This window comes from Streptomyces sp. NPDC059853 (assembly GCF_042731495.1).
Lineage (GTDB): Bacteria > Actinomycetota > Actinomycetes > Streptomycetales > Streptomycetaceae > Streptomyces.
Window position 1 is genome coordinate 1 of record NZ_JBHWJL010000121.1, and the last position, 14297, is coordinate 14297.

A 14297-nucleotide genomic window follows, 5' to 3' on the forward strand; every position below is an offset into this window, starting at 1 on the left:
GCTGGGCCGCGTTCTACACCGCCTGGGGTGCGGCCGCGCTGCACCCCTCGATGGTCGAACTGACCAGACCCGTCCCCACCCAGCAGCCCGACCTCTCGGCCGGCCGGCTCGTCGGGCTCGGGGGCGGGTGGTGCCTCCTGGAGCAGCACGTGGGCGTTGGTGCCGCCGAAGCCGAAGGAGTTGACGCCGGCCCGGGCGGGGCCGCTGTGCGCCGGCCACGCGGTGGGCTCGCGCGGGATGCGGTACGGCAGCGACGCCTCGTCGATCCGCGGGTTGACGGTCTCCAGGTTGATGTGCGGCGGGATGATCTTGTGCTTGAGGCTGAGCACGGTCTTGATCAGCCCGGCGACACCGGCGGCGGCCTCGGTGTGCCCGATGTTGGTCTTCACCGAGCCGACGTAGGTCTCGGCGCCGGGCTCGCGGCCGATCGCCAGCGCGCGGGCCAGGGCGCCCGCCTCCAGCGGGTCGCCGACCGGGGTGGAGGTGCCGTGCGCCTCGACGTACTGGAGGCTGCCGGGGGTGATGCCGGCCTCGGCGCAGACCTGTTCGATCAGGCTGACCTGGGCGTCCGGGTTGGGCACCGTGATGCCGCTGGTGCGGCCGTCCTGGTTGACGCCGCTGCCGATGATGACCGCGTGGATCGGGTCGCCGTCGCGCTGCGCGTCCGCAAGGCGCTTGATGGCGATCATGCCGACACCCTCGGCGCGCACATAGCCGTTGGCGGCGGCGTCCAGGGTGCGGGAGCGGCCCTCGGGGGAGAGGAACCCGCCCTTGGTCTCGGCGATGGTGTACTGCGGCGCCATGTGCAGGAGGGTGCCGCCGGCCAGCGCGACGGAGGTCTCGCCGCGGCGCAGGCTCTGGCAGGCGAGATGGACGGCGACGAGGGAGCCGCTGCACGCGGTGTCCACGGAGACGGACGGGCCCCGGAAGTCGAAGCAGTACGAGATCCGGTTGGACACCATCGTCATCATGGTGCCGGTGGCGGTGTGGGAGGCCAGCGTCTCGAAGCTCAGGTCGGCGAACTGGAGGATCTTGTAGTCGAGGGTGAACGCCCCGACGTAGACGCCGACATCGGTGCCGGCCAGTTCTCCGGGGCGCAGCCCGCCGTCCTCCAGGGCCTCCCAGGCGACCTCCAGGAGCTTGCGCTGCTGGGGGTCCATGTGTTCGGCCTCGCGCGGGCTGATACCGAAGAACGCCGGGTCGAACTCGTCGAAGCCGTCGATGTAGCCGCCTCTGCCGCCGACGAGCCGGCCGGGTTTGGCCTTGTCGCGGCTGCCCAGGGTGCGGGTGTCGTAGCGGTCGGCCGGGGTGTCGGTGATGCAGTCCTTGCCGTCGAGCAGATTGCGCCAGAACGTCCGGTAGTCACTGGCGCCGCCGGGCAGCCGGCAGCCGATGCCGACGATGGCGAAGGCGTCTTCCGGGGAGGGCACGGGGACAGGGTGGTGCGTGGAATCCATCGTGAGAATCCTTGGGTGATGGCGCTTGGGGCGGATCAGGTGATTCGAGCGGGAATCCTGGTCAGCCCGCCGGGGGACAACGCCGGGGTAAGGACAGAAAAGTCTGAAGAGCCGATAGGCGCATGGTGACGGTGGTGCGCACGGCCCTGTGTCGTGGCATGACGGAAAGCGGAACGAGAACCCCCCTCTGAACGGGCGCAGGCCGATCACAGCCCCCACGGGTGTTTATGGGGATTGTGTGTTGCGGCTGCGCGGTTGAAGCCTGCCTTATGAAGATCGAATAGGCCAATAGGGTTACGCGGGGGGCGCGCATTGCAATGCGCGCGCTCCGGGCGCGCGCAAGGGGCGGATAGCCGGTTTCCCGCGCTACCCGCCCCTCAGGCGAACGTCAGTTCAGTAGTTCGGTCATACGATCGATTTCGGCGGACTGGGAGGAGATGATGTCCCGCGCCATCTCCCGCGCGGGCTCGTGCGACCCGGAATCCTCCAGCTCACGGGCCATCTCCACCGCGCCCTCGTGATGCACGATCATCAGCCGCAGGAAAGCCGCGTCGAATTTTGGGCCCGACGCCCTCTCCAGTTCGGCCATTTCCTCGCCGGACAGCATCCCGGCCATCTCGTGCCCGCCGTGGTGCCCCTCTTCCGCGCCCCATTCCGAAAGCCAGGAACGCAGCGTCGCGATCTCCGGGCCCTGGGCACGCTCGATCTCCCCGGCGAGTGTGCTCACCGCCTCCGCGTCCGCCCGCTCCCGGGCCAGTCCGGCCATGGCGAGGGCCTGCTCGTGGTGCGGAATCATGCCCTGGGCAAAGGCCACGTCCGCGTCGTTGAAGGTGTCCGCCCGGGATTCCCCGCCGTGCTGGGAATGGCCGGCGGACGCGCCGGAATCACCGCCGCAGGCGGCGGTGAACAGCACGGCGGAGGCGACGGCGGCGGCGCCGAGCGCCCGCGCCGCGAAACGGTACGACATCATGGTGGAAAGAACAGCTTTCTGTGCGGTACTGCGGAATGGTGTGCGCGCGGGGAAACACGGCACGCCTATATCCGCAGCGTCTGCAGAAAGCTCAGTGAGGGCGGAGCGGGAGGCGCGGGCCCTCGCCCGGTGACCCCGGCCGGAGCGGCCCGGAGCACGACGGCGACCACGTCACCGGCGTGAGGGACGGGCAGCGGCGGCGCCTGGGCCGTCCCACCCGCCACACAGTCCGGATCCGCGTGATCCAGATGCGCCGCGCCCTGCATGTCGTGCGCGGGCGCGCCCACCTCCGTGTGATGCGCCCCGGCGCTGATCACCACGCCCGGCGCCAGGCCGTGCATGGCGAGCAGCCCGGCGAGTACCGCCAGGATCAGCAGCACGCCACGGCCCCGGTTCACGGGCGCCATCCTACGAGTACCCCCGGTGGGTACCTGAGGGGACCCCACCGGGGTCCGCCTATACACCCAACGTATAGTCGGATGCTCCGCCTTTCGCCGTCACTCGGGGGATCTGTCCGTCATGCCGCTGTCCAGAAAGCCGTCGACCGCCGTCGCGGCAGCCGCCACCCTCGCGCTCGCGCTCGCCCTGACCGGCTGCTCGGCCGAGCGGATATCCCCCGAAAGCGTCCGGGACGCGGCCGACGAGAAGGCGGGCGGCGCGTTCGGCTCGGTCGACTGCCGCGACGCCAAGTGCATCGCCCTCACCTTCGACGCCGGCCCCGGCCCGTACACCGCGGAACTGCTCGACATCCTCGCCGCCGAAGAGGTCCCCGCGACCCTCTTCCTCCTCGGCAAGAAGCACATCGACACCTACCCCGAACTCGTGGTGCGCGCCGCCGAAGAAGGCCACGAACTCGCCAACCACACCTGGACCCACCCCCGCCTCACCGAGGTGGACCGGGACGAGGTCCGCGACCAGCTGCTGCGCACCAACGAGGCCATCGAGGAACTCACCGGGCAGACCCCCACCCTGATGCGCCCGCCGCAGGGCCGCACCGACGACACCGTCGCCGAGGTCTGCGAGGAACTCGGCCTGGCCCAGATCCTGTGGTCGGTCACCGCCAAGGACTACCAGACCACCGACTCCGACCTGATCACCGAACGCGTCCTGGACCAGGCCGACCGCGACGGCATCATCCTGCTGCACGACATCTACGAGGGCACCGTCCCCGCCGTCCCCGGCATCATCGACGCGCTCAAGGCCGACGGCTACACCTTCGTGACCGTCTCCCAGCTGATGGCGCCCGGCGTACCCGAGCCGGGCAAGGTCTACCGCTGAGGCGAGCGGTGGCGGCCAGACGCGGGTGGTGTCACGCTGACAGCTGAGACCGATGCGACCAGGGAGGCACCGTGCTGACCACCGACTTCGTCCCCGGCTCCCCCTGCTGGCTGGACCTCGGCGCCCCCGACCCGGCGCGCGCCGCCGCGTTCTACGGCGCGGTGCTCGGCTGGACCTTCGAGCCGATGGACCCAGGAACCCCCGACTTCGGCTTCCTCAAGAGCGCCGGCCGCACGGTCGCCGGGCTCGGCCGCCTCACCGAGGAGGGCGCCCGCTCGGCGTGGATGCTGTACTTCGCCACCACCGACGCGGACGCCACCACCACGGCGGTCACCGACGCCGGCGGCACCGTCCGGGTCGCGCCCACCGGGATGGACGACACCCACCGGATGGCGCAGTACACCGACCCGCAGGGCGGCCAGTTCGCCGTCTTCGAACCGCGCGACGACATGGGCCTCGAAGTGGTGGACGCCCCCGGCTCCCTCTCCTGGACCGAGCTGTACACCCCGGACGGCGCGGCGGCCAAGACCTTCTACTCCGCGGTCTTCGGCTGGACCTACCAGGACATGCCCCTGCCGGGCGAGGGCGGCACCTACACCCTGATCGCCCCCTCCGGCCAGGACGTCACCGCCATGCAGGGCGGCCTGATGCAACTGCCGCCCTCCGCCCTCACCCCGACCCACGGCGCGGCGTACTGGCACCCGGTCTTCGCCGCCGAGGACTGCGACGCGGCCACGGCGAAGGCCACCGAGAGCGGCGGCACCGTCCAGATGGGCCCCGAGACGGCCGAGGGAGTGGGCCGCCTGTCCGTCTGCCAGGACCCGCACGGCGCGGACTTCGTCCTGCTCACCCCGGAGAGCTGACCCCGCGCGACGGACGCCTCACGAGGGGGCGCCGTCCACCTGGTACGGGATGCGGGGGTGGCGGTCCGGGTCCGGGGTGAGGTGGCCGGCGGCCGGGGGGCGGGCGCGCTGGGGGCAGTCGCGGCGTTCGCAGATCGCGCAGCCCAGGCCGATCGGTGTGGCCGCGCGCGGGTCGGTCAGGGCGATGCCCTCCGCGTACACCAGGCGGTGCGCGTGACGCAGTTCGCAGCCGAGGGCCACCGCGAACTCCGCGCGCGGCGCGTGATGCCCGAAGCCGCCGCGGGTGATCGTGCGCGCCACCCAGAAGTACCGCTTGCCGTCCGGCATCTCGGCGACCTGGGTCAGGGTGCGGCCCGGTGCGGAGAACGCCTCGTACACCGTCCACAGCGGGCAGGTGCCGCCGAGGCGGGAGAAGTGGAAGTCGGTCGCCGACTGGCGTTTGGAGATGTTGCCCGCCCGGTCCACCCGCAGGAAGGAGAACGGGACACCGCGGCGGCCCGGCCGCTGGAGGGTGCTCAGCCGGTGGCAGATCGTCTCGAAGCCCACCCCGAAGCGGGCCGACAGCAGCTCGATGTCGTAGCGCACCTCCTCGGCGGCCGTGTGGAAGGCGGTGTACGGCATCAGCAGGGCGCCCGCGAAGTAGTTGGCCAGGCCGATCCGGGCCAGCGTCACGGCCTCCGGCGAGGTCAGCTCGGGGGCGCCGCCGGCCAGCAGGTCCAGCAGCGGGGCCTGTTCCAGCAGCGCCAGCTGGGTGGCGAGCTGGAAGGCCCGCTGGCCCTCCGTCAGCCAGGGGGAGAGGAACAGCAGTCCGGCCGACGCGTCGTAGCGGCGGGCGTCGGTGGTACGGCCCGGGGCGGCGCGCAGCACGCGGATGCCGTGGCGCCGCGCGAGGCGGGCGGTGAGCGGTTCGGCGGCGCCGCCCGGGCGCAGCTCCAGGGCGGCGGCCGTGCGCTCCGCCTCGGCGTCCAATGGCTCGACATGGTTGTGGTGGGCGTAGAAGAAGTCGCGCACCTCCTCGTGCGCGCCCCCGCCGCCCGGTCCCGGGCCGGCGAGGGCGGCGGCCTGTTCGGCCGCGTCGCGGTAGCGGCGGTGCAGCGACACCAGCGCCCGGGCCACCTCCGGGTGGTCCCGCGCCGCCTCGGCGATCTCCTCCGCGGACGGCGCCGGCACCCCGCACGCCTCGTCCGCGAGCGCCGCGCGCAACGCGGTGGCCAGCCGGTCCTCGTCCGCGCCGGAGAAGAACTCCGCGTCCACCCCGAACACCTCGGCGATCCGCAGCAGGACGGGCGCGGTCAGCGGGCGCTGGCCCTGTTCCAGCTGGTTGGCGTAGCTGGTGGAGATGCCCAGCGCGCGGGCCAGCTCGACCTGGTTCAGCCCGTGCGCGCGGCGCAGCCGGCGCAGCTTGCCGTGGGCGTAGACCTTGCGGTGGCCGGTGCCGCGGGCCATGGCGCGCCTCCTCCTGATGCGGCAGCAGCTGCGAACGTAGCATCCGCATCGTTCGCAGCTTTCGCCGATCCGCAGCGCCGCGCGGTACGGATTCCGCAGATTGGCCCGCTCGTGCCGGCCCCGTTCCCCGGGCAGCATCGGGGACATGATCGACCATCGCGTCCGAGTCCGTCCCAGCGCCGACCGGCTCGCCCCCGAGGACCAGCTCGCCTGGAAACTCGCCGCCGTGGCCACCGCCACCGGCGAGCCCACGGCCGACACCGCCGCCATGGCCGTCAACCGGGTGATCGACAACGCCGCCGTCGCCGTCGCCGCCCTGCTGCGCCGCCCCGTCGCCGTCGCCCGCGCCCAGGCCACCGCGCACGGCGCGGCCACCCCGGGCGCCTCGGTGTTCGGCAGCGCCCTGCGGGTGACCCCGGAGTGGGCCGCCTGGGCGAACGGCACCGCCGTACGGGAACTCGACTTCCACGACACCTACCTCGCCGCCGACTACTCCCACCCCGGCGACAACATCCCGCCGCTGCTCGCCGTCGCCCAGCACACCGGGCGCACCGGGGCCGATCTGCTGCGCGGCATCGTCGCCGCCTACGAGGTGCACGTCGCGCTGGTGCGCGGCATCTGCCTGCACGCCCACCGCATCGACCACGTGGCCCATCTGAGCGCCGCCACCGCCTGCGGCCTGGGCGCCCTGCTGCGGCTGCCCACCGCGACCGTCTACCAGGCCGTGCAGCAGGCCGTCCACACCACCACCGCCACCCGGCAGTCCCGCAAGGGCGAGATCTCCAGCTGGAAGGCGTACGCGCCGGCCTTCGCGGGCAAGGCCGCCGTGGAGGCGGTGGACCGGGCGATGCGCGGCGAGAGGTCACCGTCGCCCATCTACGAGGGCGAGGACGGCTTCCTGGCCTGGATGCTGGACGGCCCCGGCGCCGAGTGGACGGTCTCGCTCCCCGCGCCCGGCGAGCCGCGCCGGGCGATCCTGGAGACGTACACCAAGGAGCACTCCGCCGAGTACCAGGCGCAGGCCGTCATCGACCTCGCCCGCCGGCTGCGCGAGCGCACCGGACCGCCGCGGCGCATCCGGTCGGTCGTGCTGCACACCAGCCACCACACCCACCACGTCATCGGGTCCGGCGCGAACGATCCGCAGAAATACGACCCCGGCGCCAGCCGCGAGACCCTCGACCACTCGGTCCCGTACATCTTCGCCGTCGCGCTGGAGGACGGCGCCTGGCACCACGAGCGCTCCTACGCCCCCGAGCGCGCCCGCCGCCCCGGCACCGTGGAGCTGTGGCAGCGGATCAGCACGGTCGAGGACCCGGAGTGGACCCGCCGCTACCACGACCCCGACCCGGACCGCCGGGCCTTCGGCGCCCGGGCCGTCGTCACCCTGGACGACGGAACGGTCATCGAGGACGAACTGGCCGTCGCCGACGCCCACCCGGCCGGTGCCCGCCCCTTCGGCCGCGACGCCTACCGCCGCAAGTTCCGCACCCTCGCCGAGGGCGTGGTCGGCGCGGCGGAGCAGGACCGGTTCCTCGACACCGCCGGGCGACTGGCCGAGCTGACCGGGCCGCAACTCGACGGGCTCTTCCCGCAGACCGCGCCGGACCGCACCGCCTCACTGGACGCGACCCTCCCGGAGGGACTCTTCTGATGCTCCTGCACACCCGCACCACCCCCGCCGAACGCCGCCGCGCCCTGCGCGCCCGGCTGGCCGAGCCCCGGCTGCTCGTCATGCCCGGCGCCCTCAACCCGCTCTCCGCCCGCCTGATCCAGGACACCGGCTTCGAGGCCGCCTATCTCTCCGGCGCCGTCCTCGCCGCCGACCTGGGCCTGCCCGACATCGGCCTCACCACCTCCGCCGAGATCGCCGCCCGCGCCCAGCAGACCACCCGCGTCACCGACCTGCCGGTCCTCGTCGACGCCGACACCGGCTTCGGCGAGCCGATGAACGCCGCCCGCACCGTCCAGCTCATGGAGGACGCGGGACTGGCCGGGCTCCACCTGGAGGACCAGGTCAACCCCAAGCGCTGCGGCCACCTCGACGGCAAGTCCGTCGTCCCGCGCGATGAGATGGTCCGCCGGCTGCGGGCCGCCGCCGACGCCCGCCGCGACCCGGACTTCCTGCTCATGGCCCGCACCGACGCCCGCGCCGTCGAGGGCCTGGACGCCGCGATCGACCGGGCCAGGGCGTACGTGGACGCCGGGGCGGACGCGATCTTCCCCGAGGCGCTGGCGGACGAGGCCGAGTTCGCGGCGTTCCGCGCGGCCGTCCCGGTACCGCTGCTCGCCAACATGACCGAGTTCGGCAAGAGCCCGCTGCTGACCACCACCACCCTCCAGAACCTCGGCTACGACATCGCCCTCTACCCCGTCACCTTGCTGCGCCTGGCCATGCGCGCGGCGGAGGACGGCCTGCGCACCCTCGCCGCCGACGGCACCCAGGAGTCCCTGCTGCCGCTCATGCAGACCCGCACCCGGCTCTACCGGCTCCTCGGCTACCAGGAGTACACGGAGTTCGACGCCGCCGTGCACGACGCCACCCTCCCGCCCGGCACCTGACGCCCCCGGAGGCACCCGCCATGACCCTGACCAGCCCGCCCGGCATCCACCGCGGCCTCGCTGGTGTCGTCGTCGACACCACCGAGATCTCCACCGTCGTCGAGGACACCAACTCCCTCACCTACCGCGGCTATCCCGTCCAGGAACTGGCCGCGCACCGCTCCTTCGAGGAAGTCGCCCATCTGCTGTGGTACGGCGAACTCCCCGACTCCGGCCAGCTGCGGGACTTCCGGGCCCGCGAACGCGCCCTGCGCCCGCTGGACCGCACCACCACCGAACTGCTGGCCCGGCTCCCCGAGACCTGCCACCCGATGGACGTGCTGCGCACCGCCGTCAGCCTCTTCGGCGCCGAGGACCCGGCCGAGGAGGACGGCAGCCCGGCCGCCCACCGGATCAAGTCCCTCAACCTGCTGGCGAAACTCCCCACCGTGGTCGCCGCCGACCAGCGCCGCCGCCGCGGCCTGGCCCCGGTCCCGCCCGACGCCGGACTCGGCTGGGCGGAGAACGTCTTCCACATGTGCACCGGCACCGTCCCCGAGCCGGAGGTGGTGCGCTGCTTCGAGATCTCCATGGTGCTGTACGCCGAACACAGCTTCAACGCCTCCACGTTCACCGCCCGCGTGGTCACCTCCACCCTCTCCGACCTCTACAGCGCGGTCACCGCCGCCATCGGCGCGCTCAAGGGCCCGCTGCACGGCGGCGCCAACGAGGCCGTGATGCACATGCTGGCGGAGATCGGCGACCCGGACCGCGCCACCGGCTGGCTGGACGCCGCGCTCGCCGACCGGCGCAAGATCATGGGCTTCGGCCACCGCGTCTACCGGCACGGCGACTCCCGGGTGCCGATCATGCAGGACGCCCTGGACCGGCTGGTGGCCCGCTCGAAGGACCCGGACACCGCCCGGCTCGCCGCCCTGCACGCCGCGCTGCGCCGCGCGATGCTGGACCGCAAGGGCATCCACCCCAACCTGGACTACCCGGCCGGGCTCGCCTACCACCTGATGGGCTTCGACACCTCCGCCTTCACCCCGCTGTTCGTGCTGAGCCGCGTCACCGGCTGGACCGCGCACATCACCGAACAGCTGGCGCACAACGCGCTGATCCGGCCGCTCGCCTCCTACGCCGGTCCGGCCCAGCGGCACGTCCCGGCCTGAGCGACGGTGGCGGGCCGGGTGCGCGGCAGCAGCGGGACGGCCAGCAGGGGCAGCGCCGCCAGCACCAGCCACGGCACGGCCGGCGGCAGCCCCGCGTGCAGCAGCGCCCCGGTGGCCGAACTGCCCACCAGAACCAGCAGCCCGGAGACGGAGGACAGCCACCCCGTGTACAGGCCGAGCCGCGCCGGGCCCGCGAAGTCCGGTACCCAGGCGCGGGCGGCCGGGACGATCAGCATCTGCCCCACCGTCAGCAGCACCACGAAGACGGCCGCCGGGAGGAGCGCCGCCGGGCCCGTCCACCCCGCCGGGCGCACCGCCGCGACCACCGCGAACCCGGCGGCCACCAGCAGCAGCCCGGCGGCCATCGAGCGGCGCAGGTCGAGGCGTTCGCCCACCCGGCGGCTCACCGGCAGCTGGGCGCACACCACCAGCAGCGAGGAGAGCGCGAACAGCCAGGCCAGCGGCGCCTGCGAACCGGCGGCCCGCTCCACCTCGTCCGGCAGGGCGAGGTACAGCTGGTTGTAGGCGAGCAGGTAGCTGCCGTACGCGCAGGCCAGCGCCAGGAACCGGCGGTCGCGCAGCAGCGCGCGCACCGCGCCCCCGTCCCCGCCGCCGCTGTCGCCGCCGGTCGTGCCCGCCGCCTCCCGGCCCGGGGTGTGCCGGGGCATCAGCCGGGCGTGCCCGGCCAGCACCAGGACGAAGACGGCCGCCCCGCACAGACAGGCGGTGCGGAAGTCCGCGAGCAGCAGCAGCCCGCCCAGCAGCGGGCCGATGAACGCCCCGGCCTGGCCCGCCGCCGAGAACAGCGCCAGCACCCGGGTGCGCGGCCCGTGCCCCGCCTCCTCCCACCGCACCGCCTGCCGGGCCGCCTCCGACTCCACGGCGGGCGAGAACAGCGCGGCGGCGAAGCCGATCAGCAGCACCGCGCCGATCACCGCGGCCGTCGACGCCGCGTACCCCAGCCAGCAGAACCCGGCGATCCGCAGCACACAGCCGGTCAGCACCAGCGGCCGCACCCCGTACCGGTCCACCAGCCAGCCGCCGACCACGAACAGGCCCTGCTGGCTGAAGGTCCGCAGCCCCAGCACGAACCCGACCAGCCAGCCCGCCATCCCGATCGCCGTGCCCAGATGCTCGGCCAGGAACGGCAGCACGGCGAAGAACCCGACGTTGAACGCGAACTGGGTGACGATCAGCAGCCGCGGCAGCGCGGGCAGCCGCCGCCACACCGGCCCGTCCGCCCTCCGCGCCCCTTCGGCCGCGCGCCGCCGGGACAGCCGCGCGAACCCCCCGCTCACGACCCCACCCGCTCCCGTTCGGGGGCCGCGTCCGGCGCCGGGCCGGACGGTACGGGCCCGGCCGCCGCGGTCCCCACCGCCCGGCGCCCGCGCCCCGCCGTTCCCGCCCGCCGCCTCCGCCACAGCGCACCCGCACCGGGCGCGCCCGGCTCGCCGCGCCGCGCCGCGCCCGCCGCCGTCACCGCCAGCGCGCCCAGCAGCGCCAGCACGGCGGCCGGGGCCAGCACCGCCCACGGCGCCCGCTCCACGTACGGCTGGTTCTCGGCCAGCACCAGCCCCCACTCCGGCGACGGCGGCTGCGCCCCGAGCCCGAGGAAGCCCAGCGCCGCCAGGCTCAGCGCGATGCCCGGCAGCCGCAGCAGCGCGTGCCGCAGCACCGGCGGCAGCACCGCGGGCAGCAGCACCCGCCGCAGCAGATGGCCCCGCCCCGCGCCCAGCGCGCGGGACGCCGTCACATGCAGCGCCGCCCGCTCCTGGAGCAGCAGCGAGCCGGCGTGCGTGGCCAGCGGCGTCCACGCCACGGCCGCCACCGCCACGGCCGGGGTCCACGGCCCGCCGCCCACCACCCCGGTGATCAGCAGCGCGGCCGGCACCGCCGGTACGGCGTTGACCGTCTCCGCCAGCGGCCCCGACAGCCGGGGCACCAGCCCCAGCAGCAGCCCCACCAGCAGCGCGGCGGCGCTCACCGCCACCGCCGTGCCCAGGGTGGTCAGCGCGCCGTGCGCCACCCGCGCCAGGACGTCCCGGCCCAGCGCGTCGGTGCCCAGCGGATGCGCCCAGGACGGCGCCGCCAGCCGCAGACCGGTGTCCAGCGCCAGCGGATCGCGCGGCAGCCCGAGGGCCACCACGGCGGCCAGCACCAGCCCGTACCCCAGCGGCGCGCGCCACCGCCGCTCCGTGCCGCCGGGCCGGTGCGCCGCCTGGAGCGCCCCGTCGCGCAGCGCGGGACCGATCAGCGCGCCCACCCCCAGCCGCACCAGCGCGGCGGCGAGCGCGGCCAGCGCCGCCAGTGCCAGGACACCGGACTGGAGCACCGGCAGGTCCTGGGCGAGCGCGGCGCGCAGCGTGAGCCGGCCGAGGCCCGGGATGTCGAAGATCTGCTCCACCGCGACCGCGCCGCCGGTCAGCCCGACCACGAACAGCCCCAGGTTCGGCAGCAGCCCGGCCACCGCCCGGCGCAGCGCGTGCCGGGCCAGGGTCCCCGGCGGCAGCCCGCGCCCCCGGGCGGCCGGCACCCACGGCTCGGCGAACGCGCCCGGCAGCGCGTCGGCCAGCAGCCGCCCCAGGACGGCCCCGGCCGGGAGCCCGAGCGCCAGCGACGGCAGCACCATCCACGCCGGCCCGTACCAGCCGGACGCGGGCAGCCAGCCCAGCCGCACCCCGACCACCGCGACCAGCACCGAGGCGATGAGGAACTCCGGCAGCGCGGCCAGCGCCGCGGACCCCCCGCGCCCGCCGCCACCGGCCCGCCCGCCCGGCCGCAGCCGGGCCCCGCGCCACAGCGGGCGCCCGCACACCGCCGCCGCCGTGCCCAGCCCGACCACGAGGGCGCCCGCCATCAGCAGCAGCGACACCCCGAGCGCGTGCCCGACCACCGGCGTCACCTCGGTGCCCGACACCCAGGACCGGCCGGCGTCGCCGCGCGCCAGCCCGCCGAGCCAGCGGCCGAGCAGCACCAGCGGGCCGTCGTCCAGGCCGAGTTCGTCGCGGACGGCGCGCAGCGTCCCGGGGTCGGCGGTGCGCTCCAGCGCCCGTGCCTTCAGGACGGTCAGCGCCGGGTCGGTGCGCGAGAGCCAGGGCAGCAGCCCGATCGCGCACACGAGCGCGGCCGTCAGCCCGGTGCGCCACAGCAGCGCCCGGCCGCGCCGGGGCGCGGGTATGCCCCCGGGGTTCCTGGTGGTGGACATGCGCGGCCTCAGCGCCGGGTGCCGGCGCCGACGAGCTCGCGCTCGTACGGGTCGAGGACCACGCCGGTGACCCCCGGCCGGACGCCGGTGACGACCTTCAGATGGACGAGCGGGATCTCCGCGTCCGTACCGAGGACGGCGGCCTCGGCCCGGATCGCCGCCGACTGCCGCTCGGCGAGGCCGGCCTCGGCCCGCGCGGCCTCGGTGAGGGCGTCGACGGCCGGGTCGCACAGCAGGGCCGGGTTGAAGCTGCCCTCGCAGGTGTAGCCGCTGGCCAGCACGGTGACCGGGTCGCCGGTCTCCAGCATCATGTTGCGCGAGAGCACGGCGGCGTCGAACGCCCCGGCCAGCAGGTCGCTCTCCAGCTGGGCGTAGCCGCGCACCTCAAGACGCACGGTGAACCCGGCGCGCTCCAGCTGCTGCTGGACCACCTGGGCGGTCTCCGGCAGTTCGGGGCGGTCGTTGTAGGTGGCGAGGGTGAGGGCCGCGCCGTCCGGCTCCGCCGGGTCGGCGGTGCGTCCGGTGGGCGCGCCGCGCAGGCCGGCCGCCCAGCCGAGGGCGGGGCCGTACAGCCCCTGCGCGGGTTCGGCGTACCCCTCGTAGACGCCGTCGGCGACGGCGGCGGTGTCGATCGCCTCGCGGGCGGCGGCCCGCAGTCCCGGGTCGGCGAAGGGGCCGGTGGAGGTGTTGAGGTAGAGGCTGGTGTTGCGGGCGGTGTTGATCTCGTGGACGGTGTCCGGGTCCAGGGCGGGTACCTGCGCGACGGGGACGGCCTCGGCGATGTCCACCTCGCCGGTGCGCAGCGCGTTGGCGCGGGCGGTGCCGTCGGATATGTAGCGGACGTCGACGCCGGAGGCGTGCGCCCGGCCGCCCCAGTAGCCGTCGAACCGCTCCAGGGACGCCGCGGTGTCGCCGGTGGTCGTGGTCAGGACGAACGGTCCGGTGGCGGTGCCCGCCGGGTTCACCCGGCCGTCGGCGGTGTAGGCGTCCGGCGCGAACACTGCCAGGCTGGGGTTGCTCAGCCGCAGCGGCAGCACCGGATCGGGTTCCTCGGTGCGCACCCGCACCCGGCGTTCGTCCACGGCCTCGGCGGTCAGCCGGATCCCGGAGAGCGCGCCGGGCGGCGGCTCGGCCAGGGCGGCGCGGGTGAGGGAGCCGGCGACGGCCGCCGCGGTGACCTCGGTGCCGTCGTGGAAGGTGGCCTCGCGCAGGGTGAACAGCCAGTCCCGGCCGTCCCCTTCGGCGTACCAGGACTCGGCGAGGGCGGCCACGGCGGTGCCGTTGGCGTCCAGCCGGGTCAGCCCTTCGACGACGCCGAGCCGGGAGAGGTCGTAGGCGTCCATGCCGTACGGGGAGTAGTTC

At 74.7% G+C, this 14297-nt stretch carries 12 protein-coding genes; 5 read left to right on the forward strand and 7 right to left on the reverse strand.

All coding sequences use genetic code 11. The features are described 5' to 3' along the window. The 3 genes from ACFV5N_RS15120 to ACFV5N_RS15130 all read right to left on the reverse strand — a co-directional run. The coding region (locus tag ACFV5N_RS15120; RefSeq protein WP_385599058.1) for a type I polyketide synthase at positions 1–1430 on the reverse strand (1430 nt) is incomplete at its 3' end. 415 nt (positions 1431–1845) lie between these two features. Beyond that, on the reverse strand, positions 1846–2427 hold the full coding sequence (locus ACFV5N_RS15125) for a DUF305 domain-containing protein (RefSeq protein WP_385599061.1): 582 nt from the start codon (positions 2425–2427) through the stop codon (positions 1846–1848). Positions 2428–2492: 65 nt separating this feature from the next. Next, positions 2493–2834, reverse strand: coding sequence for a DUF6153 family protein (locus tag ACFV5N_RS15130; RefSeq protein ID WP_385599063.1), 342 nt, complete (start codon positions 2832–2834; stop codon positions 2493–2495). Between the two features lie 112 nt (positions 2835–2946). Between ACFV5N_RS15130 and ACFV5N_RS15135 the strand changes: the two genes are divergently transcribed. Together ACFV5N_RS15135 and ACFV5N_RS15140 are read left to right on the forward strand one after the other, a co-directional pair. Beyond that, on the forward strand, positions 2947–3705 hold the full coding sequence (locus ACFV5N_RS15135) for a polysaccharide deacetylase family protein (RefSeq protein WP_385599066.1): 759 nt from the start codon (positions 2947–2949) through the stop codon (positions 3703–3705). Positions 3706–3776: 71 nt separating this feature from the next. Continuing rightward, positions 3777–4568 carry a VOC family protein gene (locus tag ACFV5N_RS15140; protein WP_385599068.1) on the forward strand — a complete coding sequence of 264 codons (792 nt, stop codon included), beginning with the start codon at positions 3777–3779 and terminating at the stop codon, positions 4566–4568. A gap of 18 nt (positions 4569–4586) precedes the next feature. On the opposite strand, the gene ACFV5N_RS15145 is transcribed toward ACFV5N_RS15140, so the two are convergent. Beyond that, entirely contained in the window at positions 4587–6014 is a 1428-nt protein-coding gene (locus ACFV5N_RS15145; RefSeq protein ID WP_385599070.1) for a short-chain fatty acyl-CoA regulator family protein, read from the reverse strand. A gap of 145 nt (positions 6015–6159) precedes the next feature. Between ACFV5N_RS15145 and ACFV5N_RS15150 the strand changes: the two genes are divergently transcribed. The 3 genes from ACFV5N_RS15150 to ACFV5N_RS15160 are packed head-to-tail and all read left to right on the forward strand — an operon-like array spanning position 6160 to position 9730. After that, a complete protein-coding gene (locus ACFV5N_RS15150) occupies positions 6160–7668 on the forward strand; it encodes an MmgE/PrpD family protein (RefSeq protein ID WP_385599073.1) in 1509 nt (502 codons plus the stop codon). Continuing rightward, positions 7668–8576 (forward strand): methylisocitrate lyase, encoded by a 909-nt coding sequence (prpB, locus tag ACFV5N_RS15155; protein ID WP_385599075.1) that lies wholly within the window; start codon positions 7668–7670, stop codon positions 8574–8576. Before ACFV5N_RS15150 ends, prpB begins: the two co-directional genes overlap by 1 nt. Before the next feature lie 20 nt (positions 8577–8596). Next, positions 8597–9730, forward strand: coding sequence for a bifunctional 2-methylcitrate synthase/citrate synthase (locus ACFV5N_RS15160; RefSeq protein ID WP_385599078.1), 1134 nt, complete (start codon positions 8597–8599; stop codon positions 9728–9730). Here the strand turns inward: ACFV5N_RS15160 and ACFV5N_RS15165 are convergent. From ACFV5N_RS15165 to ACFV5N_RS15175, 3 genes are all read right to left on the reverse strand, one after another. Beyond that, positions 9694–10959: an MDR family MFS transporter gene (locus tag ACFV5N_RS15165; protein WP_385599086.1), complete on the reverse strand. Its 1266-nt coding sequence runs from the start codon at positions 10957–10959 to the stop codon at positions 9694–9696. The two genes, ACFV5N_RS15160 and ACFV5N_RS15165, sit on opposite strands and share 37 nt — an antisense overlap. Before the next feature lie 65 nt (positions 10960–11024). Further along, the gene (locus ACFV5N_RS15170) at positions 11025–12935 is read right to left on the reverse strand and encodes an ABC transporter permease subunit (RefSeq protein ID WP_385599081.1); all 1911 of its coding nucleotides are present in this window, start codon (positions 12933–12935) and stop codon (positions 11025–11027) included. An 8-nt stretch (positions 12936–12943) separates the two neighbouring features. After that, positions 12944–14297 (reverse strand): ABC transporter substrate-binding protein (locus ACFV5N_RS15175; RefSeq protein ID WP_385599084.1); only part of this gene is annotated, 1354 nt, incomplete at its 5' end.